The organism is Marinobacter lipolyticus (assembly GCF_018424605.1).
GTDB lineage: Bacteria > Pseudomonadota > Gammaproteobacteria > Pseudomonadales > Oleiphilaceae > Marinobacter > Marinobacter lipolyticus_B.
In genome coordinates, this window is sequence record NZ_QTKT01000001.1 from 276,057 (window position 1) to 301,200 (window position 25,144).

The window sequence follows — 25,144 nt, forward strand, 5'->3', positions numbered from 1 at the left end:
CCATCGAAAGTATCAAATTAGCCAATACCACCCGTAAGAGATCAATCCAAAAAGCCTCCCCTTGCTGGGTTCCCCGTATTCGTTAACCGGGCAATCGAGATACTCCCCGGTTTCCTTATCGACCTCGAAGCATTTTACTGTTTTGACTGGCTGGTAAGCGCGTTTTGCACCGGGACCGTTCATGGCCTCGATAAAGCCTGCCCTTGGTTCGGTAGAACCGGAACTGCTTTCGGTCTGAGGGAGTCATTTAATCCTCCGGTGACGGCCTGGGGCCGAGCAACTATTGGTTCGTTGACTGTTGGTTGTGAGGGTTAGACCGAACAGTTCTGACCGATTAGAGACCTTACCTGTACCTATCAGGTGGAGGTTTGGTATTCCGGCACGACGGCTGACATGAAGGATTCATCACGCAACCTGGGACGTTGGGAGGCGAACCTGCTTTTCGATGTATTTTCGAGATCGTTTAGACGGTACCGAACTGAACGACTCCCGACCTTGATAAAGTGAATGTGGGCGCCGTCCCGGCGCTTCCCTTCTATAAATGCTTTGCTGAAGCCTAAGTAGTTGGCGACTTCCCTGGTGTTCGTTCAGTTCGTTCAGTTCGTTCAATAGTGAATGGGACATTGCGTACCTCATAACTAGTCATCTTTCGTTGGAGGTGCTGTGACTCGAAATGACGAATGGAAATATGTGGTTTGGGCTGAGCCAGTATTTTATAGTTCCAGGTCAGTATTTTTTGGGGTGTGGTCAATAACCAACCGTCTTTTAAAAGGTAATGGTTGACGCCAACCGACGTTGCTCATGGCGCATGGGAGGTTGAAAAATGACGGGAAGGCCTAGAACGAACAAGTTTTCGTTAATGACTAACGAAGAGCTTTTGGAGTTTCTTTGGGACCGTTATCAGTCTAATGGTATTGCGAGCCTGTCATATCCTGAGATCAAGAAGGAAAAGGGGCTTTACTTCCATATTTATAAAAAGGGATTCAAGCTAAAAGAGGTGATTTCGTTACTAGGGCTTGAGAAAGAATATGAGGAGTACAAAAACCAGAATTTTACCAAGCAGGTAGATGGAAAGATTCAGCAACGTTGGACATGGGATCGGGTCATCAAAGAGGCTTCGGGTGTCCAGAGTCAAATGGGTTTTCTTCCGCCTGCCGCCTGGTTTCAGCAAAATGGCAAAGGCTCCCTTGTTCATTCAATTTATAACAAATTCAATAAGACGTGGGATGACCTTAGGAAGGTCTTGGATTGCTACGAAACAAGCAATTTTGTCGAATCAAGAAATGGAATGCGATGGCTAAGTCATCCAGAGGCCTCCCTCTCGAATTTTCTATATGCCCGTGGCGTCGAGCATAAGAAGGGTGAACGATATCCGGATTCGTACAGTGAATATGGTGACGCTTCATACGGATACTACGATCTGCATTTCAGAACGTTCGATGGAAGATGGATTGATGTCGAAATTTGGGGAGATAAGCCAAACGGCCATGCAGAAAAGCGGTATGGAATAGTTAGGGAGGCAAAGGAGACCTTCAACTCGAATAACCCCAATTTCCTGGGAATACAGCATAGAGACTGCTTCGACGAGCAAAAGTTGGAAAATCACTTAAAGCCCTACATTGGGTGTATTGAGCCCTTTGTGTTTGATAAACCTACGGATGAGGTCATACAGACGACCCACTGGTCAAACGCGGATGAGTTGATTGCCTACTGCAAAACGATTGCGGCAGAGCAGTCTGATGGCCTCTTCCCTACCGAGGAGTGGCTCAGAAAGCGTGGAAAATGGAAGGATCGAAAGGGAGAGACCTACAACACGGTTTCCATCTATATCAAGACGTGGATTGGTGGTATCAGAAAGCTTCGGCAGATTCTGGAGCAAGAAGAGGGGAGTACGATTCAGTGGGATCGTGAAACGGCGTTAAAGGCCTATAAAGATTACTATGACCAATACGGGATTGTGCCTGGGCAAGCCAAGCGCCTTAGAGAGGGTGTCACGCGGGAAATGCAGAAAAAATCAGGCCAGATTTTAGGTGCTCTGAACAATCATTACGGAACTGCTGCCAAGGCGAATGATGAGCTGGGAATAGTGATTGATCGAGCGAAAAAATGGTCAGGAAAACGGTTGATTGAAGAAGCAACAACCCTTTTTCAACGATATGGCCTTACCCCAGCGCAAATTAATAATCTCAACCCCGAAGATAAGGTCCTTTTTGGCGTCTCTGATGCTGAAAAAGATATTGCCGGAAAAATTGTTGCCATGGTTGGTACGTACTTTGGTAGCTCTAAGAAGTTTTATTGTGCCTGTGGTTTCGAACCAACCGACCTTCGGTTGGTCCGGCGTCAATCGAAGTCTGCGGCCACGACCGAATAGAGTTATAAACATCCCTGTTTCAGTTTCACCGCTGATTAGAAATGCCGCCCGTTGGTGTTTCGCCGGATAGTCCCAGAGTGTCCGCTTTCTCACCCCCAAGACGTATTCGCTCACCCCGCTCCTTCCTGAGCTGCAGGAACGCATCGATGCCGTCGATGTGAACAATGCCGACCTGAACGGGTATTTGCTCCAGCCCCAGAATTTGTGCAATTAACAAGCGATGATTGCCGCCTCCGGTTTTCACCAGATTACCGCGACCATCGATGGACATGTAGATGCCGCCACGCTCCCTGAAGGACAGGATGCGGAGCTCGGATTGCCGTTTTAGGCAGCGCTGCTTTTGCGTTTCTTCGAACAGTCTGTCGAGTTTCTGGCAGCGCCGGAGAATGTCTTGTTTGTTTGAGCAGCCATCCTCCGGGCCTTTGTTTTTGATTCGCTCAAGCATGGCGTCCAGGTACCCGGATTCGGACCAGGTTTTGCCTTCAACCCAATGGGCGTAACATGCGGCCATCTTGCCGCCAGGTACGATGAGGTCTGTCTCCAGCTGTTCGGGCCAGGGAGCTTCCAGCACCAGGCCGGAATAGTTGAGGTAGGGCGCGTTTCCGCTGGATATGCGTATCTGGCAGTTGGCTGTGAACTACTGTTCAACCCTTTTAATTTAGTACCGAGACGGAAGGCAAGCAAGTTCGGCCTCATTTCCTTGCCATTGCCTCCAACATCCGGTTCACCGCTTCAAGATGCTCCGGCTCGTTGTGGCACATGCCCTGGAAGTTCGCGCACACATCAAGGAAATCCTTCAGCTCCATCCGCGGCGCCATTTTCATTAATCGCTTGGTCAGTCGTGTGGCTTTTGGCGGCTGGCTGGCGATGCGCTGCGCCATCTCATTAGCCTTGTTCAACAGCTCGTCGTCAGGCACCACCTGCAGGACAATACCCAGTTCCAGCGCTTCACTGGCATCGATAATCCGGCCGGTGAGTGTCAGCTCAAATGCGCGCTGATAGCCGATCAGCCGCTGCATAAACCAGGCGCCGCCGTCGCCGGGGATGATCCCGAGGTTGAGGAAGGTCTCACCGAACCGGGCGCTTTCGGAGGCGATGCGGATGTCGGCCATGTTCGCCAGGTCAAAGCCTGCGCCAATGGCCGGGCCGTTGACGGCAGCGATGATCGGTACTTCCACGTTCTGCAGCGCCAGGGGAATCCGCTGGATACCCTTGCGGTAGCGGTCAGCGCATTCGGCCGGATCGCCCGCAAAATCGCCGCTGCGGTTGGCCATATCACGGATATTGCCGCCGGCGCTGAAAGCGGAACCGGCTCCGGTGATAACCAGCACCGATACGTCCTCGCAATTATTCACCCATTGGGCAGTGGTCACGATGTCGTCGATCAGATTTGAGCCCGTGAGCGCATTACGCAGGTCGTGCCGGTTGAGGGTGAGGGTAGCGACGCGGTTGTCCAGCTTCAGCAGGGCATCGGTGAGTGTGGGTGTCGTGGTCATCTATCTGGCTCCTGGTGTGCTCGTTGACGTGCTCAGGGGTTGTCCTGCTCGGGCAACGGCTGGATGCTGTTGATGTCGCCCGTGGGGGTGGCAGGTTCATCCCGGATGATCACGATGACGGCGCCAACGATGATGGCGATGGCGACTATGGCTTTTAGGATGGTGGATTTCGGCATGGCTGGCTCCTTCTTTTGCCGAACACTTTCAGCATTGATAACAAATTTGAGGGCAGGGGCAACCGATAACAACCGCCCGGTTACCCTCAGAGCCTCCCATTACACCTGTTTCTGGTTTAAAAGTTGAGAAGCCCGTCATGAGACCGCTTTTTGGACCGGGGCGCATGTGGTTATTCTCACGACATTTCGATATAAATAATGCCCCAAGGATGATGTACCGAATTCAGGATGAGTTCTGCCTTCGCTGGTTCTTCTTCGGGTTTCCGTACCTTCCTTTTTTACACTTTCTGATTGCGCCGGTCTTTCCGGTGCCTGTGGCAGCAGTGAGGATCACTGCTGGCTGTGCCATATAATGAAAAAGGAACCTGCCTCATGCTTTTGCGACCTCTCCGTAACACGGCCCTGGTACTCTCTACTGTTTCTCTTCTGACTGCTTGTGGGGGCGGTGGCGGAGGTGGAGGTAGTGAAGATAACAGCAGCGATGCACCCGCCAGCAGCAGCTCTCTCTCAATGGATACCGGAGGATACTCCACCCGCAAAGCGGCAATGAACAGCCAGCAAGATTTTGAGGCCTTCTCTGCCGTTTACGATAGCTACTCCGAGGCGTTTAACCTGGTGTACGAGGTGGAAGTCGCTATATCAGGCAATGGGCTTAAGCCGGTTGTTTATGAATTGAACGACAGCAGCCGGCTGGGTGAGGACGTTACCGACCTGGCCTGTGAAAACGAAGGCGGGCTGGTCAGGATTACTGACGAATCGGTCGCTAACATTGAAGCGACACTTTATGAATTCACCCGGTGCGAGCTGACAACGGCGACATACGGCACCTTGCTCCTGAACGGGACGTATCGCTTCAAGGTCACAGAGAGCAACCGCGATGGCGCGGATACGCTGGAAGCCTCAGAAACTTACAACGTTTCCGGTAAATACCTGCCTTCGGGCAAAGCACTGGCTATCAAGGGCGACAGCGACTTTAGAGAATCGATTAATACCGATACCGGAACAGGAGACGTTTACCTGACAGTCGGCACCCTGGAATTCAATTCGGGTGAAGACTACGTGGCGGTGAAAAACTTGCGGAGTATCGTGCAGATTCGCGAGAACGAGGTTTTCCTGTCTGACCGGTTTACGCTGATTGGTTCGGCCATCAATGGTTTTGTGGAGTACACCACGCCAACCTCGCTTATTGTCCCCCGCTACGATGAAAACGCCTGTCCGCTGCAGGGTGTCAGCCGCATGAGCGGTAACGGAATCGTTGAAATTCGCTATGGCATGAGCACCGGTACCGGCCACGCATTTGTTGTGGAAGTGAATAACAACACCGTGGCCGCCAGTGACACCTGCCAGCCACCAGAAACAGAGCTCTGACCAACACGGCGCGACCAAGGTCGGCTCGACTTGTGGCATCCTCCGCAGAATACTGTCGGAAACGTAAGAGGAGGGAAGCCATGCCTGCCGAGCCGATGATTCTGATCACCAAAGACAGCGGTGTCACGACCCTGACGCTGAACCAGCCGGAGCGCCGCAATAGCCTGTCGATGGCCATGTTGCAGGCACTGTCCCATGCGCTCACGGAACTCGCGGCGGATAACGACACCCGGGTGGTGGTACTGGCAGCAAGCGGGTCGGTGTTTTGCGCCGGCCACGATCTGAAGGAAGTGCGCGACCAGTTTGGCAGCCAGCACCAGCAACAGGCGCTGTTCGATCAGTGCAGCAAGGTGATGCAGCAGGTGGTCAATCTGCCCAAACCGGTCATTGCGCGAGTAGCCGGAGTGGCCACCGCGGCCGGTTGCCAGCTGGTGGCCAGCTGTGATCTGGCCGTTGCAGCCGATACCGCGCGCTTCGCCACGCCGGGGGTCAATATCGGTCTGTTCTGCTCCACGCCAATGGTTGCCCTGTCCCGTAATGTGCACCGCAAGCACGCCATGGAAATGCTGCTCACCGGAGAGATGATCAGTGCGCCTCGCGCTGAACAGATCGGGCTGGTTAACAAGGTGGTGGATGAACAGATGCTGGATGACGCGGTGTACCAGATGGCAAGGGTGATCGCGGGTAAGTCGAGCCACACGCTCAAAGTTGGCAAGGAAGCGTTTTACCGTCAGCTAGAGTTGGGGCTGGCGGATGCCTATGACTACACCTCTGTAGTCATGACGGAGAATCTGGCAGCGGCCGATGCGCAGGAGGGTATCTGCGCGTTCCTGGACAAGCGCAATCCTGAATGGAAAGACCGTTAACGGGCACCCGTGCAGGCGTCGGGCGCCCACTCCAGGCGGTCGCCGACACTGACGTCATGGGTCTCAAAGAATCCCTGGTTCATTTCCAGCGCCAGGGAGTATGGCACGCCGGCCGGGTAGGAAGGGCACCCACTGCCACGTTCTGAGGGGCAGGGCGCCATAGCCACGATGGCACCGATCACGCCGTTTTCGTCGAGATAGGCAATGTCCAGGGGGATCAGTGTTCGGTACATCCAGAAACCCTGATCAGGGCGCCTGGGGCTGGCATAGATAAACAGCATCCCCGCGTTTCCGGCCAGTTCCGTCCGCCCCATCAGGCCTTTGCTGCGCTGCTCCGGCGTGCGGGCCAGTTCCACAGTAATGGGTACTTCCCGGTTGCCGGCAATCAGGCAGGCAGCCGTTGTTGGCAAGGGACCTGATGCCATCGCGCTACAGGCCCCCAGCAGCAATACCGCCATGGCACCACCCCGGATACCGATCATGACCGTAACCGGTAGCCGGTTCGGAAAATCCACCAGATGGTGATCATGCAGGCCGTAAGGAACATCAGCGTCATCCCCACGCTAATGCCCACATGCACATCGGATACCCCGTAGAACGCCCAGCGGAAACCACTGATCAGATACACCACCGGGTTGAAGAGGCTGATGGTTTGCCACACGTCCGGCAACATATCGATGGAATAGAAGGTGCCGCCCAGAAAAACCAACGGCGTTACGATCATCATCGGAACGATCTGCAGTTTCTCGAAGCCGTCGGCCCAGATACCGATGATGAAGCCGAACAGACTGAAAGTGATCGAGGTGAGCACCAGGAAGGCGAACATCCAGAACGGATGAAGCACATCGTAATCCACGAACAGGCGAGCGGTGGCGAGTATGATCAACCCCAGTATCACGGATTTGGTGGCTGCGGCCCCGACGTAGCCAAGCACCACCTCCACATAGGAGACCGGTGCGGAGAGCACTTCGTAGATGGTGCCGGAGAATTTTGGCATGTAGATGCCGAAAGAGGCGTTGGAAATGCTCTGCATCAGCAACGACAGCATGACCAGCCCGGGGATGATGAACGCGCCGTAGCTGATATTGTCGATTTCACCCATGCGGCTTCCGATGGCGGAGCCGAACACCACAAAATACAGGCAGGTGGAAATCACCGGCGATGCCACACTCTGCATCAGGGTGCGGCGCATGCGGGCCATCTCGAAACGGTAAATCGCGCGGATACCGTAGTAGTTCATGCATTAACTCCTGTCATTCGGCGGTCTACTCGTGGACCAGGCCGACAAAAATCTCTTCCAGCGAACTTTCCCGTGTTCGCAGATCCCGGTAATCAATGCCCATGTCGCCCAGAAGCCGCAGCAGTCGGGCCACGCCGGCCTGTTCCTGCTGGGAGTCGAAGGTGTAGATCAGTTCGTAGCCATCTTCCGACAACTCAACCGGTTCCAGCACCAGTTCGCCCGGTACTTTCTCCAGCGGGTGCTGCAATTGCAGGCGAAGCTCTTTCTTGCCCAGCTTGCTCATCAGGCGGTCTTTGTCTTCCACCAGAATGATTTCGCCCTGACGGATAACACCGATACGGTCGGCCATTTCCTCGGCCTCTTCGATGTAATGGGTGGTCAGGATGATGGTTACTCCATTCTCCCTCAGCTTGCGCACCATCTCCCACATGTCCCGACGCAGTTCGACGTCCACGCCGGCAGTGGGCTCGTCCAGGAACAGGATGCGGGGTTCGTGGGACAGCGCCTTGGCGATCATCACCCGGCGTTTCATGCCGCCGGAAAGCGACATGATGCGGTTGTTTCGCTTGTCCCAGAGCGACAGATCTTTCAGTACTTTCTCAATATGCGCCGGCTTGGGCGCCTTGCCGAACAGGCCCCGGCTGAACGACACCGCATCCCACACGGTTTCAAAGGCATCGGTGTTGAGCTCCTGGGGCACCAGGCCGATGCTCTCCCGGGCTTTGCGATAGTCCCGTACAATGTCGTAACCGGCCGCTTGTACGTCGCCGCTGGATTTATTGACAATGCCGCAGATAATGCTGATCAGCGTGGTTTTTCCGGCGCCGTTAGGGCCCAGCAGCGCGAAAATTTCACCCGGGGTAATGTCCAGATTGATGTCTTTCAGGGCCTGAAAACCATCGGCGTACACTTTGTTGAGGTGCTTAACGGAAATGTCCGGCTGCACTGGCGTATCCTGTCGGTGGTGAAACAAGGGGCGGTATTTTCTCACGTTGGGCAGTGGTTTAGAAACCTTTGCCTTCCGGTCATGAATGGCCATAATGCCAGCTTTGCCGGTGGAGAGTGGAATTGTTGAGAGCAATCGCAGCCGGGGTCATCCTGATCGGTTTGGTTGGCCTGGCGATGTTTGGCCCCAAGTGGCTGATGTCTGTTGGCAATGACGACGGCCCGGCCGGTCGGCTGTGCGACCTGGAGAAGGGGCCGTGTCAGTGGAAGATGGACGGCGCCGCGTGGGTGGCCGAGCTGGCGGTCGGGGACGTGGGCGACCAGGGCCGCGAATACCGCCTGCGGATTCACACCGGTTCCTCACCGGATCGCTTTCTTGCGGTTCTCCGGGGCGAATCCATGTATCTGGGGGAGTACCCGGTGCCCCTGAGTTTAAAGGGCGAGGACAACGGTATTTCAGTGTGGGAGGCACGTTTCACCGCGCCTTTCTGCACCACCGAACCCGAGATGACCTGGCGCATTGATTTACAGCAGGGCAATCATCCCATGAGTGAATTCCCGGTGAAGATGGTGTTTCAGGCGGAAGGCCGCAGCACCTGACGCGTCCGGCCAGGCTACAACAACCAACGAAAACGAAAACAAGACTTCCAGGGAAGACCCGATGGATTATGGCAACAGCGTTCAAAAAGTACTTCTGAGAAAAATCCGCAAAACCGAGCAGGATCTGCTCCAGTTGAAACTGGATTACTGCCGTTTCGTGTTCGGGCTCACCCACAGGGCGTGTGTGCAGTGTGATGGCGCCCCGTATCTGGTCCGCTCGGTGGATGTGGACAGTATGGTCACGCTTGAAGATGGCAGTTTCAGCAAACCGGCCATCGCGGGTGTGCCGGCGGATTCACCAGAGGGCGCAGAGGCCATCAATCTTGGTCAGGAATGGACGCTGGCATCCGCGGCTACCGTCAGATGAAAGCGTTGGTGGTAATCGCCTCGTAGACTCCGTCGCGGGCCGGCACGAAACGATGTTCCCGCCAGTGCGCAGCGCCCTCAAGACCATGCCGAAAACAGGCCAGCCACGTGGTATTACTGGTGAGGGTGGCCAGCGTCTGTATTGCCTCTGACTGCCGCAGGGGCGTCTTGCGGCTGGCAATCTGCGCCACCAGCCCCTGCAGCGCAGCGGTGTGCCTCAGTGATTTATCGCACAGCGTACAGGCGGCCCCATAGAGCCATGCCACCGCATAGCTGCTGACATCCCCTGGCGCGGAGTGCCAGTCGAGGCCCTGTTCGCGACAGTCCCGCTCTTGAAGCCCCATCAGTATATGCAGTTGGGTGAGAAGTTCGGTGCGGTCCAGCGGCGCCCGTGGAGTGATGCGCTTGCCCTCAGCCCTGGCAGTGGACGCTGGCCACGGACTCGGTGGGGGCGCAAGAGATTCATTCCCCAGCACGGCGGCTCCGCCCTGAAGGAATGGCTCAGTGCGAATCAGGGTAGCCATCCGGAACGCGAGTGCGACCAGTAGCGCCACCAGAACTAACTCAGTGAGAAAAATAAATCCGTCGATCATGAAATGGGTTGTCCCGAATGTTGCCGTTATTATCAGATTGTAACTGACTGTAACGCGCTGTCGGGCGTACGCGTGTCTCAGAACGGCTATTGCGCGGCCTGAGATCCACCAAAATGTGACCGGATCAGCACTGTAGCAAGATGCTGAATCAGCAGGTAGGCATGGTCTGCAGGGCGAGTTTGCGGCGAATGTAACGGCCGAGCACATCGATTCCGATATTGAGCAGCGCCGTGATCAGGATCAGCACCATGGCGCGGTCAAAACGGATTTGCTGAATGGCGCTGTCGACATAGAAGCCCAGGGTATAGATCCCCAGAATGCCGAGAATCGCCGTTTCACGCATGATGATTTCCCAGCGATAGAACAGGAAGGCAAGGAACGAGCGATACACCCGTGGCACCAGTTCCCAGCTGTAGCGGTTAAAGCCGCTTGGCGCGTCGGGTCGCAGCTGCAGGGTGTTGGTCTGGCGCCCGATCAGGTGGCCGATAATCCCGCCGTTGTGCAGGGCCAGCGCCACCACCGCCGGCAGCATCGACGGTCCCCAGAGCTGCAGCAGGATATAGGCGAGAATGTATTCGGGCGTGGAGCGGGCGATGACCAGAAACACATGCCCGCCGGTCCGCCGGATCGGCCCGCCGAAGTGATTGGAGATCAGCGGAAAGGCCAGCAGGGTCAGGATACCTGTGGCCACCAGCGCAATCTGGGTGAGCACCACGGTGTTCCATATGCCGGGCAGGGCCTCGTTCACCAGCAGGTCATGGAGCCAGTGGCCCAGACTGGCGAGGCCCTCACCATCGCGCAACGGGGCGGGAACGATGTCCTGGGTAAAGAACCGCTCCACGTTTCCCCAGATGATGGGCATACCGTCGCCGAGGAAAAACGGTGCGCCAACCATGTAAACCGGAAGGAGGCGGGGGCGAACCCAGATGGGAATGGTGGCAATGAGCACATAGAACAGAATGAGCATGGCGCCGGCCTCCGAATAGAGGCCCTGGGAAAACGAGGTTTCGAGGTAAAAACCGAGGGTAGGCAGGCCAACGAAACCCAGAATGGCGCTGGATCGCAGGCCGCACTCAAGGCGATACGCCGTGTAGGTGCGAAGCTGTACCCAGCAGTCCGGGATCCGGGTGTACAGGAACGCGGATATGACCCCGGTGCCCGGCGGCAGCAGGCGGCCGGGGCCCGGATCGGCTTCTTCCAGGATCTCCGAATAGACTTTGGCAAAAATCCCGGAATAGGGGATGGCAATGGCCAGCACCCCGGTGAGCGGATGAAAGCCGAAAAACTGCAAAAAAATCAGCGCCCAGAACAGTTCGTGAATGGCGCGGATGAACGCGCAGAAAATGCGTACCGGGTAGAACCGGTAAACCAGCGAAAGAAGAAAGCCGCAGGCGCTGCCCAACGCTACACCAACAAAGGCAAAGGCCACCGTTCGCAGCAGGGCGGTGGCAAGGCCTTCGGTACTGAAGAAATCCGGAGTGGCCACGCCGAGAAAAAATCGGCCCAGATCCCGCCAGGGGTTGGACGCGGTAATGGCGATATCCGCCACAAACAGTCCCGCAACGGCAATCGCCAGGAAAAGCAGACTGATTCTTGCGGTGGGGGAAAGGTACATGGCGTCGGGTCTTGGCCTGTCAGTACAGCGGCGTGATATCAGCCGCGGTCAATCGCGAGCTGGGCTCATCCAGGGCTATCTGTCCGTCCTGGATACCGATGATCCGAGTGGCGAAGCTGAGCGCCATGTCAACGTCATGAAGGGCTACGACGCTGGTGGTAAACCGTTGCTGCAGCGCTTCCATTATCAGATTTGCCATGGGGCCATCGAGGGCGGAAATGGGCTCGTCCGCAAGCAGGAGATCCGCATTGCGGTATAACGCCCTGGCAATGGCCACCCGTTGACGCTGGCCGCCGGAAAGAGAGGCGGTCGGAATCCAGAACTTTTCTTCCATGGACAGCTCCCTGAGGAGGCTGCGAACCGCGTCCCTGTCCTTGCGAAAGGGTCTGATCAGCGTCAGTGAGTTATACCAGGTGGGATGCCTGTCGAGTTGGCCAATGAAGACGTTATGGAACACAGGCAAGGCGTTGACCAGCCCCAGATCCTGAGGCACCAGCGAAGCGTGACCATCGACCCGCTCGTGTATCAGTTTGATCAGCGTGGACTTGCCAGCGCCGCTTCGGCCAACCAGTGCAATGCGTTCGCCTTCTTCTACACCAAAGGTGAGCGGGCCCAGGACCCGCTCACCTCCGAATGATGCAGTTAATCCGGAAAACTGGAATCCTGCCATTAATCCAGGATTCCGATCTGCTCCGCAACGGAACGAATAGGCTCGTAATTTTCGTTCTCCGTGGGGATGAAGCCGGAGCGCGGGAAGCTTTCCAGCAATTCCGGATCGTCCATGTTCAGCAACGCCTGGCGTACCTTCTCCTTGAAGCCGTCACCGTAGCGCTCATCGACGTCGCCACGAATGCTCCATTGATAGTTCGGGTAGGCCGGGGTTTTCCAGATAACTTTTACCTCGTCGGTGTCGATGTTGCCATCGGCCAGCTCTTTTTCCCACACCGCGAAGTTGATGGCGCCCAACTCATAGGTGCCCGCTTCCACCAGGCGCAGCGTGCGGGTGTGGTTGCCGCTGAAGCCAACCCGTGAGAACACGTCTTCCGGCGCTTCGTTGAACACGCGGCGGATGTGGTATTCCGGAATCAGGCGGCCGGACGTCGACCCTTTGGAGCCAAAGGTAAAGGTTTTACCGCGCATTTCCTCGGGAAGCGTGTCGGACATCTCCAGCCCGGTGCTGGTGTGAGCGATGAAGTAATTGTAAAACGCTTCATCTTCGACGCCCTGGGCCAGTGCCTCGGAGCCCGGCACCAGCTCGCGTGCCTGAACGCCGGAAAGACCGCCGAACCAGGCCAGCTGGACCTGATTGTTGCGAAATGCCGAAATGGCGGCAGCGTAGGACTTGACCGGTATGTACCGGACCTCAACCCCCAGTTCTTCCTGAAGATAATCCGCGATACCGCGGAAACGCTCCACCAGCTTGGTTTCATCTTCGTCAGGTATGGCCGTGAAGACAAAGGGCTGGGCAGAGACAGCGAATGAAGTGAACAGCAGCAGGCTGGAAAGCATCAATTTCCGTATATGGCTAAGTGTCATCTTGATTCCCTACGAACGTTGGATTTTTCAGGGTGTTACGTACTTGAGAGGTCAGGATACCTTGATTTACCTCAGGCATGAACAGCTATACGATTGACCCTTTGAAAAAGCTCAGCCCGTGTAAATATAAAACCCTCGCCATCCATGAAATCTGCGCCAGAGGCCTGCGATGAACATTCAGATACTGACCCCTGCGCCGCCGGGTTCTCGCGCCGGTAACCGCGCCACCGCGGAACGGTGGCAGCGGCTGCTTGAGGGGGCGGGGCATCGGGTCAGCGTGCTGACTGAATTGTCGCAGTCGCCGTGTGACCTGTTCATCGCCCTTCACGCATGGCGCAGCCGCGAGGCCATTGCAACCATTCGACAGACCCATCCCGCGGTACCGGTGATAACAGCCCTTACCGGCACCGACATTTATCATCACCAGCAAGAATATCCCCGGGAAACCCGCCGCTCCATGGAGCTGGCCGATGCCCTCATCGGGCTGCACACTCTGGTCGAGAAGGATATCCCGCGGGAATACCGTTCACGGCTGGTAACAGTGCTGCAGTCGGCCGAGGACATCTGCGAACCGGAAATCCAGCCTCTGCCCCGCGGGGATGACGAGAACTTTTTTGATGTGTGTGTGATTGGCCACCTGCGGGATGAAAAAGATTCCCTGAGGGCAGCGCGGGCCTGCCAGCATCTTTCGCCGGATTCGCGCATCCGGATAACCAACGCAGGCAAGGCCCATAACCGGGAATGGCAAACCAGGGCGGAGACCGAGCAGGCAGGGAACCCCCGCTTTCGATGGCTCGGGGAGCTTGGCGCCACCGAAACCCGCGCACTGATGGCGCGCTCCCGCCTGATGGTTATCAGCTCGGTGATGGAAGGTGGCGCGAATGTGGTTTCGGAGGCTTGTCGGGCAGGGCTGCCCATACTGGCGTCGGATATTCCGGGTAACCGGGGGTTACTGGGAGCTGATTATCCGGGGTATTTCCGGGTCAGGGACGATCGGCATCTGGCGGAATTGCTCAGCCGTGCAGAACATTCGCCGGCATTCCTCGCGCAATTGCGTCGTCACGTCACACAGAAAGCGGCGTTATTCGTTCCGGAGGCGGAGCAGGCTGCCCTGCTGTCGGCGATAGCGATGGCCATCACCAACAGCCGGGCGCGGATCACTCCCTGAGCGTGATTGGCTCGATGGGCCCGGATTCATCCTGGGGAAGCACCCGGCCGATGACCGCAGTGTGGGGGTACCCCAGTGATTTGAGTTCCCGCACACAGGCCTCCGCCACATCCGCTGGCACACTCGCCAGCAAGCCACCGGCGGTCTGGGGGTCAAAAATCAGCGGGTAACGGGGGTGTTTCACCCACCGCTCCTGCTCGCGGATACCCCGGCGCAAACGGATGTTGGCCGGCTGCAGTGAACTCAGAATGCCTGCGGCTGCCGTTTCCTCCGCGCCGGGCAGAACCGGAATCGACGAGAGATCCAGTTCGGCGTCCACGCCCGAAGGGCGGGTCATCTCCACCAGATGGCCCAACAGGCCGAACCCGGTCACGTCCGTACACGCCTTGGACCTGTAGCGATGCAGGCACTGGGCCGCCTTATAATTCGACTGAATCATTGAGGCCAGGGCGGCATCAATCCAGCGGCCCTTGGCGGCGAGCCTGGCGTGCGCCGCAAACAGGGTGCCGGTGCCGATCGGTTTGGTCAGGATGAGGGCATCGCCGGCCTTCAGGCCACCCTTGCTCATCACGTCTTCCGGATCAATCAGACCATTGACGGCGAAACCCAGAGCCAATTCCCGGCCTTCTCCGGTGTGGCCACCGACCAGGGCGCAGCCGGCTTCGTTGAGAACCTGAACCGCACCGGACATCATCTGGAAAACCACGTCTTCAACCTTCGACTCAATGCCGTAGGGCACCGTTGCCACCGCGGTTGCGCTCTGGGCCTCAGCACCCATGGCGAACACGTCGCCGAGACTGTGATTGGCCGCTACCTGGCCGAACACGTAGGGATCGTCGATAAACGCACGGAAAAAGTCGACGGTGTGGACCACCGCTTTGCCCGGCGGCACACGCAGGACGGCGGCGTCATCGGGCGCGTGCAGACCCACCAGGATGTCATCGCGTTCGATGGGTTTAAGCTCACCCAGGGCGCGGGACAAAACCGTGCTGCCCACTTTCGCGCCGCAGCCGCCGCAACGCATGGCGACGGCGGAGATGGCCTGGGAGGCCTCTTCCGGGTTTTGCGCGGCGGTCGTGTCCGGCAGGGCGGCCGTGTCATCCATGGCAGGCAGATTGCTGAATTTCTGCATGAAGCGGCGGTCGATCCAGTTTTTCCACCGCCACACCCAACTCCCTGCCACCGAAAAGTTACCTCGCGAGGCCACCGCGTACTGATCGCCGGTGCTGATCAGTGCCAGCCACTTTTTCTGTGGCTGGAACGGTGCCGGCGGTTTGCCAAGGGCCAGCCGTTTGAGATTGTCCGCCAGGGGAGGGCCCTGGCGCACGGCGAAGACCCCGGCTTTTTCCCGCGGGTGATTGACCACGTTGGCAATGTCGCCGGCGGCAAACACCGAATCGTCATTTTCGCTCTGCAAGGTATCCCGCACGCGGATAAACCCGCCCTCATCGAGGTTGAGCCCGGTATCAGCCAGCCAGGCCGGCCCCCCGGCGCGGGTTACCCAGAGCACTTCATCCACGTCAATGGTTTCCCCGGACTCCAGGGCAAGCCGGCCCGCTTCCACCTTCGACACAGCAGAGCCAAGGTGCACCTTTACGCCACGGCTGCTGAGTTTTTCGGCGAAGACTGCGCGAACCTTGTCGTTATGGGTGGGCAGGATGGCCGAGGCGGCATCGAACAGATGAAAGTGGAGCTGGTCGGGATCGAGACCCCGCTGCTTTAGCTCGTTTCGTAACCGAAACTGCATGGCCAGCGTGAGTTCCACACCGCCTGCGCCGGCGCCGACCACCGCAACGGTCATCGGCCCCTGGTGGTTTTCTATCCGTGTCAGCAGCGACAACCAGCGGTTGTTGAAACCGGTGATCGGTTTTACCGGCACAGCGTGGTCAGCCGCGCCCTGAACCTCTTCCACCCGGGGGGAGGAGCCGATGTTCACCGACAGGATATCGTAGGGTACATCGGGTCTGTTGCGGCAACGCACCCGCTTGCGGTTGCGGTCGATCCCTACCGCCTCGTCGCGATAGAAGCGCGCGCCGGCGTACTCGGCCAGTCGGCTGAGGTCAATGTGCACATCGTCGTAGGAGTAGTGTCCAGCCACGTAACCCGGCAGCATGCCGGAGTAGGGAGTGTGGGTGTCGCGGCAGATCAGGGTCAGCCGGACACCCGGAACCGGATTCATTGCGAACCGTTTCAACACTCCGACGTGGCTGTGCCCGCCGCCAATCAGGACAATGTCCCGTAATACAGGCTGTTCAGGCGTTCGCATCAGAGCGCTTTCTTGGCTTCGTCAGATAGCGTCGCAAAACCCTTCATTTTGGAGAACGCCTGCAGCTTGTCTTTATCGGCCGCGGACGGATTGGCAATCTGCTCAATGGACGTGATGCCGGCGTCCTGCATTTTCTTGGCCGTAGCAGGGCCAATTCCCTTGACCCGGGTCAGGTCCCCTTTGTCAGCCGCCTTGGGTGCAGTGGCCTTGGCCGGCGCTTTCTTCGCGGCGGGCTTTTTCGCTGCGGGTTTCTTTGCTACTGCTTTCTTTGCCGCGGGCTTTTGGGCAGGCGCTTTCTGGGCTGGCTTGGTGGCGCTTTGCGGGCGGGTGTCATTCAGCTTGGCTTCGGCATTATCAGCGGCTGCTTTCAGCTCTTTCTTTGCTTCTTTACTGGCCATGCCCAGGCGTTCCAGCATGCTGTTCTGCAGCTCGTGGAACTCGTTCATGCGGCGTTCGAACTCGTCGTTGAAGCGCTTCATCTCACGGTCACGGAGCTGATCAACTTCCTTCAGCAGTTTGCGCACCGGTTCCTGAATCTGGTTTTGCAGGGTGTCGAACTGTTTCAGTGCGTCGTTGATCAGGCTTTCGATCTGCGAGGAAGTCTTCTCGAATTCCTTGTTCACTTTTTTGACAATCTTATCCACGCTTGGCTTGGCTTTCTTGCCCATGAAGGCTGTCTCCTTACGGTTTGAATCGAAGTGGGGGAGTGATGAATCAGGCCGTTTGCTGCATGCCGGAGGCCGGACCGGAGGAACGCCGTGATCTGATCGATTTCTTTTTATTGACCACATCGCGAATGCGACGAAGCTTTTCCGACACCGGAGAATTACCAGAATCCGTAAACTCAAAGAAATCAATAGAATAAAAGAAGTTGCTGCAGTGCTTTCTACGCTCAGTGACCAGCCCGGAAACGCCTTCTGCCTGTATGTTCTCGAAGGGCATGTCCATGATCAGATCCAGGATCACCGTGTCGCCCGGATTAAAGACCTTATCGGTCTTCATCACGCATCCGTAGCTGTCGAGCTCAAACAGCCTGGCCTCGACGGTTTCCTTGCGGAATAGGCCGCGCTTGATGCGAAAGCGTGCGATAAGGTCTGGTAGTGCTTCGTTCATGAAAAATCTCAGGTTTTTCTTTGGTCCCGATGGTTATCCGGTACTACGAAACCCTGGGCGAATGATTAAACAATAGCCACACTTGGCGTCTTTCGCAACGCAGGCTGGTAAATTTGACTGCGCCTTCAGCGTTATACGATAAACCCCTCAGGCAGTTCATCAACTGTCAGAGGGGCCAACCATCCCGGGTAGTCACCTGGTTTTGATCTCATACATATCCGTGCGTCGATCCTTCAGGTTTGTCACCGAGCCTTCGTTTCTCACCAGTTTCAGCTTTTCCAGATCCATGTCGGAGAACATGATCATTTCGGTGTTCGGTGTCGTTTCCGCCATCACCGCATCGTGGGGGAACGCGAAGTCTGAGGGAGAGAAAACCGACGACTGGGCGTACTGCACGTCGAGGTTCTCCACTTTCGGCAGGTTGCCGACACTGCCGGTGATCACTACATAACATTCGTTTTCGATGGCCCTGGCCTGAGCGCAATGACGCACTCGCAGGTAGCCGTTCTTGGTATCAGTCCAGAACGGTACGCAAATAATGTCGACCTCCTGGTTGGCGGCAATGCGGCCAAGCTCCGGGAATTCAATGTCGTAACAGATCATGATAGCGACCCGGCCGGCATCGGTGTCGAACACCTGAAACTGGTCGCCGCCCTCAATCACCCAGTCTCTGCGCTCGTGCGGGGTGATGTGAATCTTGCGCTGCTCATCGACGCGGCCATCCCGGTGGCACAGATAGGACACGTTGTAGACCCGGTCGTTTTCCAGCAGAGGCATTGAGCCGGTCACGATGTTGATGTTGTAGCTGACCGCCATTTCCGACATTTCGTTGCGGAACTGCTCGGTGAATCCGGCCAGAAAGCGGATCGCGCGGGTCTGATCCATCTGGTCGGTCAGGCCCATCAACGGCGCATTGAAGAACTCGGGAAACAGCGCAAAGTCGCTCTTGTAATCAGAGAGCGCATCAACAAAGTACTCAACCTGCTTGAGCACCTCATCCACCGAGGTGAATTCCCGCATCTGCCATTGCACCGCACCCATGCGGACCTGGGTCTTCTTGGTGCTCAGCACTGACGACGGTGGTGTATACAGAATGTTCCGCCATTCCAGCAAGGTGGCGTAGCCAAGGGATTTTTCATCCTCCGGCAGGTATTTGTGCATCAGCCGGGTGACCTGAAAATCGTTGGACAGCTGGAACGTCAGAATCGGGTCGTAGATTTCCTTGCGATCCACCCGCTGGATGTACTCTGCCGGCGAATACTGGTCCGCGTACTTGTGGTAACTGGGGATGCGCCCGCCGGCGAGAATGGCGCGGAGATTCATGGACCGGCACAGTTCCTTGCGTGCCTCGTACAACCGCCGGCCAAGCCGGTAACCCCGGTATTCCGGGTGGATAAACACGTCCAGCCCGTAAAGCGAGTCGCCCTTCGGGTTGTGCCAGATTTTCTCGTTTCGCAGGATGAGGTCGTCATAGGTGTGCGGGTTGCTGAAACGCTCATACTTAACGCACACGGTCAGCGCCACCGCGATCAGTTCGCCAGAGTCCTCAATGCAGATCTGGCCATCGGGAAACTGCTCCACCAGCGCCTTGATGGTTTCTCTCGGCCAGGCTCCGCCAATGTCGTCGTAGATCCGGTCCATCAGCTGCTGAAGCTGTTCGTAATCGTCCAGCGTGAGGTTGCGAAGATTGAGGTGCAGTTCTTCATGGGCCATAACTGGGAGGCTCCCGAGAAAAATGAAAAAGTCCGGCGTAGTACGACGGCAGGCCGTCGTCCGATCTGCACGATTTTAACAGAAGGTACTAAAGACTTCGCATCGGGTATTGGAAAGGCTTACGAAGCTTAAGAGCTAGCGACTGAAAATCTCAAGGCGCCGACGCAGGTCGTCGAGCGTTTGGCGCCCGATGCTGCGGGATTCTTCGCTCAGGAACGGGTTGCTCAGCACAATCACCTGGCGGCGCTCGAGCCTGAGCTCTTCGAGCGGCTCACCGTAGTATTCCCGAAGGAACCGGCCGAAACTACCATCCATAATTGCTCGTTCCATGCCCAGTTGCAGGCGGTGAGCCGTCAGGTAATCATCGGGCGCAGTGAAAAAGTAGGATGGCATGGGATAGGCCAGAAGCAAGTTGGGCTCGATAACAAGATCTGGATCATTTTCGATATCCAGGTCAAACGTGACTTCGCTCACACCACGGGCGAAGCAGTCAAAGCGGTTGTTCCTGAGCATATTAAACAGCACTTCGTACCTGGTGTGGGTAACCACCGGAACATCATTCTTCCGAAGGATATCGGCGTCCGGCCAGTGCACGCCCTGGCCGATACGGATGCCGCGGTTTCGGAGGTCTTCCAGGGAGCGCAGGCCTTCAAATAGGGGTAGGGCATGGGGCATCACCACACAGACCCGGAAGCCAAGCAGCCCGCCATCAATTGGAATTGGAATCGCCAGCAACGCCGACTCCCGTTCCCGACTGCTGGCAACATTTGCGATTTGCACCAGCCCGGACCTTGATTCCGCCAATTCACGCAGGACACGGCCCTGGCCCATTTCAATGCTGCGAATAATCTCAAAATCACCGTACTCCGGTGTTTTGGCGAAAGCGAGGCGGAGCAGGGCATGAATGGCGGGGCTGTCGTAGTTTCGGTACCACAGTTTGTATTCCGTAACCCCGGGAGGTTGATACCGGTCGGCCATTGCCGGAAGGGGCATCAACAGGGCAAAAAAAACGAGCAGCCCCCGCGCCACGCGTGTAACGGGAAGTCTCGGGATTTCAGGCCTTGAGAGATCGCTGGCCATAGCTGTCTTTCTCCGTGCTTCCGTGTTGCGGGAAAGGGGTATCCACGCAGTTTAGAACAGAAATAATTGAAATAGCCGGGCGTAATTCTAAAAAACTGTAAAACCCTCTTGCGGGGGACAGAATCGGCCTGCAATGATTCGATCAATCTGGATTCACATGGAACGCACCATTATGGCACTTATCGACAACCTTATCGGCGCCACCGGCCAATGGGTTTCAAGCAGCGACCCGCAAGCGCCCATTACCAGCCCGCTTGCGTGGCTGAAGAAAACCAGTGGCTACGCCGCGGTGAACCGGATCATCGGCATGGCTATTCCGTTTGCGCCGAGAAACGGTTTCAGCGTCGAGGAAGTGCGCCCGGGATACGTCAAGGCAAGGATTCGTCTGAAGGGAAACAAGAACCATTTTGGCAGCCTGTACGCCGGCGCCTATTTTCTGGTGGCGGAAATTCCGGGTGGTGTACTCACGCTGTTCGACCTGGGGCCGGCCTACACGCCGATCCTGAAGGAGATGACACTGCAGTTTCTGCAGGCAGCCAATTCTGACGTTACCGTGACCTTCGAGCTGGACGAAGCCACCGTCCGGGCGATCAAAGCGGAAGCGGATGCCACCGGCCGCGCGGCGTTCGAGCTGCAAGGCGCCCTGTACGACGACGAGGGCAACCATGTGGCCACGTCGGTGGCACAATACCGGGTCCGTAAAAAAGGCTTTACGCCGGGCTGAGCCCGTTCAGCGCCTCAAGGAAGATCGCGCCGTATTTTTCCAGCTTGGCCGCCCCCACGCCATTCACTTCCGCCAGTTCGCTCAACGTGGCGGGCCGGCGCTCCAGCATGTCGAACAGCGTTGTGTCGTGAAAAATCACGTAGGGCGGCACGCCCTGCTTGTCGGCCAGGGCCTTGCGGCAGGCCCGCAGTGCCTCCCATCCGGCCTGATCGGTAATCTGATCACTGATCTTTGCGCGGGCGCTGCCCGACCCGCTGCGCCCGGACGTTTTGGCAGGCGCAGGATCCTTGCGCAACTGAATGGGCTCCTGGCCCTTGAGTAACGGGCGGCATGCCTCGGTAAGCTGCAGCGAGCCAAAACCTTCCGGGTCCGCCCGCAGGTACCCATTGGCCACCAGCTGTCGGTACACCGATTTCCACTCGTTGACCGACAGCTCCGTGCCGATCCCAAAGGTGGAGACTTTATCGTGGCCAAACTGGCGGATGCGCTCGTTCTCCGATCCTCTCAACACGTCAATCAGGTAGGTCACGCCGTAGCGCTGGCCGGTGCGAAACACGCATGACAGCGCTTTCTGAACGGCGACGGTGCCATCCCAGGTTTCCGGCGGGTTCAGGCAGGTATCGCAGTTGCCGCAGGGCTCTTCGAGGGTATCGCCAAAATAGCGCAGTAAGACCTGACGTCGGCAACTGGTGACTTCACACAGCCCGAGCATGGCGTCCAGTTTCTGTCGCTCCACGCGCTTGAACTGATCGTTGCCCATCGAGCCCTCGAGCATCTGCCGCAGCTTGATCACATCCTGCAGCCCATACACCATCCACGCCGTGGAGGGTTTACCGTCCCGCCCGGCACGGCCGGTCTCCTGATAATAGGCTTCCAGGCTCTTGGGCAGATCCAGGTGCGCAACAAAGCGCACGTCCGGTTTGTCGATGCCCATACCGAAGGCGATGGTGGCGACCACAATCACACCATCCTCACGCAGGAAACGCTCCTGGTGGCGCGCCCGGTCAGGTGCGCTTAGCCCGGCGTGATAGGGCAGTGCTGTGTAGCCTTTGTCACTGAGCATGCGCGCGGTGGCATCCACCTTGTTGCGGGACAGGCAGTAAACGATCCCGCAATCACCCTCATGTTCCGCTTTAATAAAATCCAGCAACTGTTTGTTGGCGTTCGTTTTTGGTGAGATTCGATACTGAATGTTCGGGCGATCAAACCCGCTGACAAAGTGCCGTGCCTCGGTCAGCGACAGCCGCTCCGCGATTTCTTTCCGGGTACGTTCATCGGCCGTTGCCGTCAACGCGATGCGGGGCACGGAAGGAAATTCCCCGGCCAGCAGGCTGAGTTCCAGATAGTCCGATCGGAAGTCATGGCCCCACTGGGACACACAATGGGCTTCGTCAATGGCGAACAGGGAGATCGACGCGTGGTGGAGCAGATCCAGGGTGCGTGGCTGGATCAGGCGTTCCGGTGCGCAGTAGAGCAAATCCAGTTCACCGGTCATCAGCGCGTTTTCGGTATCCCGGGCCTGCGCAAAGTCCATGGTGGAGTTGAGGAAGGCAGCCCGAACACCGAGTTCGTTCAACGCTGCGACCTGATCCTGCATCAGTGCGATCAGTGGCGAGATCACCACCGCTGTGCCCGGCCGCACCAGCGCCGGCACCTGGTAACACAGGGACTTACCGCCCCCGGTCGGCATCAATACCAGCGCATCGCCACCGTTGACCACTTCGCGAATAATGTCGCCCTGGAGCGGGCGGAATGTCTCGTAGCCGAAAACCTCATGCAGTACCTGCTCCGGGTCTTTCGCTGAGATGGTCGGGCGTTCTGTGCTGAGCTGATCGAAGTCCATGGAATGCCAGTGTCGCGATACAGGAATGGTGAATGCCTTACAAAGAGGGACGAAATCATACCAGATTCGCCGGTACAGTAGAGGCAAACGAACGGCAGAAACGCTACAATACCGCGTTTTATTTTGTCATCGCCCCCTGAACTGCAGACCTTGACTGACACAGACAACAACAGGAACTCCATGCAGGAATTTGATGCCATCCGTCCCTATTCGGACGAAGAGACCGGCGCCGCCATCGAGCGCCTGGTGAACGATCCGGAATTTCTGGACATGATCGCCCGATTCAAGTCTCCGACCCTCGCGCGCTGGGCGCCGGCGTTGGTGCGGATCTGGGTAAAACGCTGGCTGATCAGCAACTTTGGCAATGTTAAGCGGGTTGACGACCTCCAGGCGAAAGTATCGGGTTACGTCGGCGAGTTGGTGGACCACACCACCACCCGGGTTACCTCGAGCGGCCTTGAGAACCTCGACAAGCGCAGCGCCCATATGTTCATCTCCAACCACCGGGACATTGTCTTTGATCCCATGGTGGTCAACTACCTGCTGTACGCCAACGGCTTCAACACCACGCGCATTGCCATTGGCGACAATCTTTTGGCCAACCCTGTGTTCGCCGAAATGATGAGGCTCAACAAAAGCTTTGTGGTGCGGCGGAACATGACCAGCCCGCGGGAGATGCGGGACGCCTATATCATGCTGTCGGGCTTCATCAATCACAGCATCGACACCAACCACAGCATCTGGATCGCGCAACGGGAAGGGCGCGCCAAGGATGGCCTGGATTTTACCGATCCGGCCATCATCAAGATGTTCTACATGAGCAAGAAGAAAAGTGGGCTGGATTTCTCTGAGGCCATGAACCGTCTGCACATCGTGCCGGTGTCCATCGCCTACGAATACGACCCCTGCGATGCGGACAAGGCGCGGGAACTTGAAACCCGTGCGCGGACCGGCTCCTACACCAAGGCGTCCGGAGAGGACACCGATCAGATCATGAAAGGCCTGACGGGCTTCAAGGGTCATGTGCATGTGCATTTTGGGGCGCCGATCACCGACGCGCCGGACAATCCCAAAGATCTGGCCGCGCGCATCGATCGCGAAATGCACGCCAACTATCACCTGCATGCATCGAATCTGGTGGCCTATCGGCAACGAGGTATTCATCCGGAAGCTCACAGCACGCCGGATACGGTCACTGACTCCGTGGTGACGGCAGAAACCTGGTCGCCGGCGGACTTTTCAGCGGCCGAATCGGAAATGGAGCGGCGTCTCGAACACTGTGACCCGGCGATCCGACCGTATCTGCTGGATATGTATGCCAACCCCGTGGTCACTGCACTGGCGGCAAACCACGACGGAACGAATTCCACGACCACTGACGAGTGAGGTAATTTGTGCAGGAACTCAAGTACATCGAACTGGAAACCAATCCCGATCCCGTGGCTTCGGTGATCTGGCTGCACGGTCTGGGCGCCAGCGGACATGACTTCGAGCCGGTGGTGCCGGAGCTGGGGCTGCCACAGGATGCCGCCGTCCGGTTTCTGTTCCCGCACGCGCCGGTGATGCCCGTGACCGTCAATGGCGGCATGAGCATGCCTGCGTGGTACGACATCAAGTCGATGGACGTTGACCGCGTGGTCGATAACGAACAGTTGCGGGCCTCAGCCGATGCGGTTGGCCGCATGGTTGACCGGGAAATAGAACGGGGCATTCCGGCCGGGAACATTATCATTGCCGGCTTTTCCCAGGGCGGGGCGGTGGCCTATGAGCTGGGCCTGAGTTACCCCCAGCGGCTGGCGGGTATCCTTGCGTTGTCCACCTACTTCGCAACCCACAACAGCGTGACGCCGTCGGAGGCGAACCGCAACATTCCGATCAATGTCTACCATGGCACTTTCGACCCGGTGGTACCGGAAGCCCTCGGGCGCCGCAGCATCGAGCAGCTCGAAGGGCTGGGCTACCGCCCGCGTTACGAGACCTTCCCGATGGAGCACAGCGTTTGCCTGGAGGAAGTCCAGGACATCGGTCAGTTTATTCGTGAGCACGCCCTGTAAACGCTGACAAC

25 protein-coding genes are annotated in these 25,144 nt (G+C 57.3%); 9 read left to right on the forward strand and 16 right to left on the reverse strand.

Annotation, left to right across the window (positions count from 1 at the left end; translation table 11 throughout):
* Nucleotides 1–859 precede the first annotated feature (859 nt).
* Nucleotides 860–2,371 (forward strand): hypothetical protein, encoded by a 1,512-nt coding sequence (locus tag DYI22_RS01255; RefSeq protein WP_213476216.1) that lies wholly within the window; start codon nt 860–862, stop codon nt 2,369–2,371.
* 25 nt (nt 2,372–2,396) lie between these two features.
* Here the strand turns inward: DYI22_RS01255 and DYI22_RS01260 are convergent, their stop codons facing one another.
* From DYI22_RS01260 to DYI22_RS01270, 3 genes are all read right to left on the reverse strand, one after another.
* Entirely contained in the window at nt 2,397–2,816 is a 420-nt protein-coding gene (locus tag DYI22_RS01260) for a hypothetical protein (protein WP_213476217.1), read from the reverse strand.
* A gap of 247 nt (nt 2,817–3,063) precedes the next feature.
* On the reverse strand, nt 3,064–3,867 hold the full coding sequence (locus tag DYI22_RS01265; RefSeq protein ID WP_213476218.1) for an enoyl-CoA hydratase-related protein: 804 nt from the start codon (nt 3,865–3,867) through the stop codon (nt 3,064–3,066).
* Nucleotides 3,868–3,899: 32 nt separating this feature from the next.
* Nucleotides 3,900–4,043, reverse strand: a complete 144-nt coding sequence (locus DYI22_RS01270; protein ID WP_213476219.1) for a hypothetical protein — start codon at nt 4,041–4,043, stop codon at nt 3,900–3,902.
* Between the two features lie 372 nt (nt 4,044–4,415).
* Between DYI22_RS01270 and DYI22_RS01275 the strand changes: the two genes are divergently transcribed.
* Together DYI22_RS01275 and DYI22_RS01280 are read left to right on the forward strand one after the other, a co-directional pair.
* On the forward strand, nt 4,416–5,411 hold the full coding sequence (locus tag DYI22_RS01275; protein ID WP_213476220.1) for a hypothetical protein: 996 nt from the start codon (nt 4,416–4,418) through the stop codon (nt 5,409–5,411).
* 80 nt (nt 5,412–5,491) lie between these two features.
* Entirely contained in the window at nt 5,492–6,277 is a 786-nt protein-coding gene (locus DYI22_RS01280; RefSeq protein WP_213476221.1) for an enoyl-CoA hydratase, read from the forward strand.
* Here the strand turns inward: DYI22_RS01280 and DYI22_RS01285 are convergent.
* From DYI22_RS01285 to DYI22_RS01295, 3 genes are read right to left on the reverse strand one after another with little or no spacing between them, the layout of a single operon-like run.
* Complete coding sequence (locus DYI22_RS01285; protein ID WP_228300725.1) at nt 6,274–6,759, reverse strand: DUF192 domain-containing protein; 486 nt, start codon at nt 6,757–6,759, stop codon at nt 6,274–6,276. The genes DYI22_RS01280 and DYI22_RS01285 overlap by 4 nt on opposite strands.
* Nucleotides 6,756–7,517: an ABC transporter permease gene (locus DYI22_RS01290; protein ID WP_213476222.1), complete on the reverse strand. Its 762-nt coding sequence runs from the start codon at nt 7,515–7,517 to the stop codon at nt 6,756–6,758. Before DYI22_RS01290 ends, DYI22_RS01285 begins: the two co-directional genes overlap by 4 nt.
* Before the next feature lie 25 nt (nt 7,518–7,542).
* Nucleotides 7,543–8,463 carry an ABC transporter ATP-binding protein gene (locus DYI22_RS01295; protein ID WP_213476223.1) on the reverse strand — a complete coding sequence of 307 codons (921 nt, stop codon included), beginning with the start codon at nt 8,461–8,463 and terminating at the stop codon, nt 7,543–7,545.
* A 122-nt stretch (nt 8,464–8,585) separates the two neighbouring features.
* On the opposite strand from DYI22_RS01295, the gene DYI22_RS01300 reads away from it, so the two are divergent.
* Nucleotides 8,586–9,062 (forward strand): hypothetical protein, encoded by a 477-nt coding sequence (locus DYI22_RS01300; protein WP_228300727.1) that lies wholly within the window; start codon nt 8,586–8,588, stop codon nt 9,060–9,062.
* A gap of 61 nt (nt 9,063–9,123) precedes the next feature.
* Nucleotides 9,124–9,429: a hypothetical protein gene (locus DYI22_RS01305; RefSeq protein WP_213476224.1), complete on the forward strand. Its 306-nt coding sequence runs from the start codon at nt 9,124–9,126 to the stop codon at nt 9,427–9,429.
* On the opposite strand, the gene DYI22_RS01310 is transcribed toward DYI22_RS01305, so the two are convergent.
* The 4 genes from DYI22_RS01310 to DYI22_RS01325 all read right to left on the reverse strand — a co-directional run bounded on the left by DYI22_RS01310 (nt 9,422) and on the right by DYI22_RS01325 (nt 13,145).
* Nucleotides 9,422–10,021: a hypothetical protein gene (locus DYI22_RS01310; RefSeq protein WP_213476225.1), complete on the reverse strand. Its 600-nt coding sequence runs from the start codon at nt 10,019–10,021 to the stop codon at nt 9,422–9,424. The genes DYI22_RS01305 and DYI22_RS01310 overlap by 8 nt on opposite strands.
* A 148-nt stretch (nt 10,022–10,169) precedes the next feature.
* The gene (locus DYI22_RS01315) at nt 10,170–11,636 is read right to left on the reverse strand and encodes a PhnE/PtxC family ABC transporter permease (protein WP_213476226.1); all 1,467 of its coding nucleotides are present in this window, start codon (nt 11,634–11,636) and stop codon (nt 10,170–10,172) included.
* A gap of 19 nt (nt 11,637–11,655) precedes the next feature.
* The gene (locus DYI22_RS01320; RefSeq protein WP_213476227.1) at nt 11,656–12,306 is read right to left on the reverse strand and encodes an ATP-binding cassette domain-containing protein; all 651 of its coding nucleotides are present in this window, start codon (nt 12,304–12,306) and stop codon (nt 11,656–11,658) included.
* Complete coding sequence (locus DYI22_RS01325; protein ID WP_228300728.1) at nt 12,306–13,145, reverse strand: putative selenate ABC transporter substrate-binding protein; 840 nt, start codon at nt 13,143–13,145, stop codon at nt 12,306–12,308. Before DYI22_RS01325 ends, DYI22_RS01320 begins: the two co-directional genes overlap by 1 nt.
* 196 nt (nt 13,146–13,341) lie before the next feature.
* On the opposite strand from DYI22_RS01325, the gene senB reads away from it, so the two are divergent.
* Nucleotides 13,342–14,340: a selenoneine biosynthesis selenosugar synthase SenB gene (gene senB / locus DYI22_RS01330; RefSeq protein ID WP_213476229.1), complete on the forward strand. Its 999-nt coding sequence runs from the start codon at nt 13,342–13,344 to the stop codon at nt 14,338–14,340.
* On the opposite strand, the gene selD is transcribed toward senB, so the two are convergent.
* The 5 genes from selD to DYI22_RS01355 all read right to left on the reverse strand — a co-directional run bounded on the left by selD (nt 14,330) and on the right by DYI22_RS01355 (nt 20,512).
* Entirely contained in the window at nt 14,330–16,606 is a 2,277-nt protein-coding gene (gene selD, locus DYI22_RS01335) for a selenide, water dikinase SelD (protein WP_213476230.1), read from the reverse strand. The two genes, senB and selD, sit on opposite strands and share 11 nt — an antisense overlap.
* Nucleotides 16,606–17,274 carry a helix-hairpin-helix domain-containing protein gene (locus DYI22_RS01340; protein ID WP_213476231.1) on the reverse strand — a complete coding sequence of 223 codons (669 nt, stop codon included), beginning with the start codon at nt 17,272–17,274 and terminating at the stop codon, nt 16,606–16,608. Before DYI22_RS01340 ends, selD begins: the two co-directional genes overlap by 1 nt.
* Nucleotides 17,275–17,320: 46 nt before the next feature.
* Nucleotides 17,321–17,719 carry a hypothetical protein gene (locus DYI22_RS01345; protein WP_213476232.1) on the reverse strand — a complete coding sequence of 133 codons (399 nt, stop codon included), beginning with the start codon at nt 17,717–17,719 and terminating at the stop codon, nt 17,321–17,323.
* Nucleotides 17,720–17,911: 192 nt separating this feature from the next.
* Nucleotides 17,912–19,432, reverse strand: coding sequence for a bifunctional GNAT family N-acetyltransferase/carbon-nitrogen hydrolase family protein (locus DYI22_RS01350; RefSeq protein ID WP_213476233.1), 1,521 nt, complete (start codon nt 19,430–19,432; stop codon nt 17,912–17,914).
* Between the two features lie 135 nt (nt 19,433–19,567).
* The gene (locus tag DYI22_RS01355; RefSeq protein WP_213476234.1) at nt 19,568–20,512 is read right to left on the reverse strand and encodes a hypothetical protein; all 945 of its coding nucleotides are present in this window, start codon (nt 20,510–20,512) and stop codon (nt 19,568–19,570) included.
* A gap of 172 nt (nt 20,513–20,684) precedes the next feature.
* On the opposite strand from DYI22_RS01355, the gene DYI22_RS01360 reads away from it, so the two are divergent.
* The gene (locus tag DYI22_RS01360; protein ID WP_213476424.1) at nt 20,685–21,236 is read left to right on the forward strand and encodes a PaaI family thioesterase; all 552 of its coding nucleotides are present in this window, start codon (nt 20,685–20,687) and stop codon (nt 21,234–21,236) included.
* Here the strand turns inward: DYI22_RS01360 and recQ are convergent.
* Nucleotides 21,223–23,079: a DNA helicase RecQ gene (gene recQ / locus DYI22_RS01365; protein WP_213476235.1), complete on the reverse strand. Its 1,857-nt coding sequence runs from the start codon at nt 23,077–23,079 to the stop codon at nt 21,223–21,225. The two genes, DYI22_RS01360 and recQ, sit on opposite strands and share 14 nt — an antisense overlap.
* Before the next feature lie 180 nt (nt 23,080–23,259).
* Here recQ and DYI22_RS01370 point away from each other — a divergent pair, with 180 nt between their 5' ends.
* Complete coding sequence (locus DYI22_RS01370; RefSeq protein WP_213476236.1) at nt 23,260–24,465, forward strand: 1-acyl-sn-glycerol-3-phosphate acyltransferase; 1,206 nt, start codon at nt 23,260–23,262, stop codon at nt 24,463–24,465.
* An 8-nt stretch (nt 24,466–24,473) separates the two neighbouring features.
* Nucleotides 24,474–25,133, forward strand: coding sequence for an alpha/beta hydrolase (locus DYI22_RS01375; RefSeq protein WP_213476237.1), 660 nt, complete (start codon nt 24,474–24,476; stop codon nt 25,131–25,133).
* The last annotated feature ends 11 nt before the right edge of the window (nt 25,134–25,144 follow it).

Coding starts and splice junctions, on each gene's coding strand:
- DYI22_RS01255 (WP_213476216.1), top strand. CDS start 860: ATGACTAACGAAGAGCTTTTGGAGTTTCTTTGGGACCGTTATCAGTCT.
- DYI22_RS01260 (WP_213476217.1), bottom strand. CDS start 2,816: ATGCTTGAGCGAATCAAAAACAAAGGCCCGGAGGATGGCTGCTCAAAC.
- DYI22_RS01265 (WP_213476218.1), bottom strand. CDS start 3,867: ATGACCACGACACCCACACTCACCGATGCCCTGCTGAAGCTGGACAAC.
- DYI22_RS01270 (WP_213476219.1), bottom strand. CDS start 4,043: ATGCCGAAATCCACCATCCTAAAAGCCATAGTCGCCATCGCCATCATC.
- DYI22_RS01275 (WP_213476220.1), top strand. CDS start 4,416: ATGCTTTTGCGACCTCTCCGTAACACGGCCCTGGTACTCTCTACTGTT.
- DYI22_RS01280 (WP_213476221.1), top strand. CDS start 5,492: ATGCCTGCCGAGCCGATGATTCTGATCACCAAAGACAGCGGTGTCACG.
- DYI22_RS01285 (WP_228300725.1), bottom strand. CDS start 6,759: ATGATCGGTATCCGGGGTGGTGCCATGGCGGTATTGCTGCTGGGGGCC.
- DYI22_RS01290 (WP_213476222.1), bottom strand. CDS start 7,517: ATGAACTACTACGGTATCCGCGCGATTTACCGTTTCGAGATGGCCCGC.
- DYI22_RS01305 (WP_213476224.1), top strand. CDS start 9,124: ATGGATTATGGCAACAGCGTTCAAAAAGTACTTCTGAGAAAAATCCGC.
- DYI22_RS01310 (WP_213476225.1), bottom strand. CDS start 10,021: ATGATCGACGGATTTATTTTTCTCACTGAGTTAGTTCTGGTGGCGCTA.
- DYI22_RS01315 (WP_213476226.1), bottom strand. CDS start 11,636: ATGTACCTTTCCCCCACCGCAAGAATCAGTCTGCTTTTCCTGGCGATT.
- DYI22_RS01320 (WP_213476227.1), bottom strand. CDS start 12,306: ATGGCAGGATTCCAGTTTTCCGGATTAACTGCATCATTCGGAGGTGAG.
- DYI22_RS01325 (WP_228300728.1), bottom strand. CDS start 13,145: ATGCTTTCCAGCCTGCTGCTGTTCACTTCATTCGCTGTCTCTGCCCAG.
- senB (WP_213476229.1), top strand. CDS start 13,342: ATGAACATTCAGATACTGACCCCTGCGCCGCCGGGTTCTCGCGCCGGT.
- selD (WP_213476230.1), bottom strand. CDS start 16,606: ATGCGAACGCCTGAACAGCCTGTATTACGGGACATTGTCCTGATTGGC.
- DYI22_RS01340 (WP_213476231.1), bottom strand. CDS start 17,274: ATGGGCAAGAAAGCCAAGCCAAGCGTGGATAAGATTGTCAAAAAAGTG.
- DYI22_RS01345 (WP_213476232.1), bottom strand. CDS start 17,719: ATGAACGAAGCACTACCAGACCTTATCGCACGCTTTCGCATCAAGCGC.
- DYI22_RS01350 (WP_213476233.1), bottom strand. CDS start 19,432: ATGGCCCATGAAGAACTGCACCTCAATCTTCGCAACCTCACGCTGGAC.
- DYI22_RS01355 (WP_213476234.1), bottom strand. CDS start 20,512: ATGGCCAGCGATCTCTCAAGGCCTGAAATCCCGAGACTTCCCGTTACA.
- DYI22_RS01360 (WP_213476424.1), top strand. CDS start 20,685: ATGGCACTTATCGACAACCTTATCGGCGCCACCGGCCAATGGGTTTCA.
- recQ (WP_213476235.1), bottom strand. CDS start 23,079: ATGGACTTCGATCAGCTCAGCACAGAACGCCCGACCATCTCAGCGAAA.
- DYI22_RS01370 (WP_213476236.1), top strand. CDS start 23,260: ATGCAGGAATTTGATGCCATCCGTCCCTATTCGGACGAAGAGACCGGC.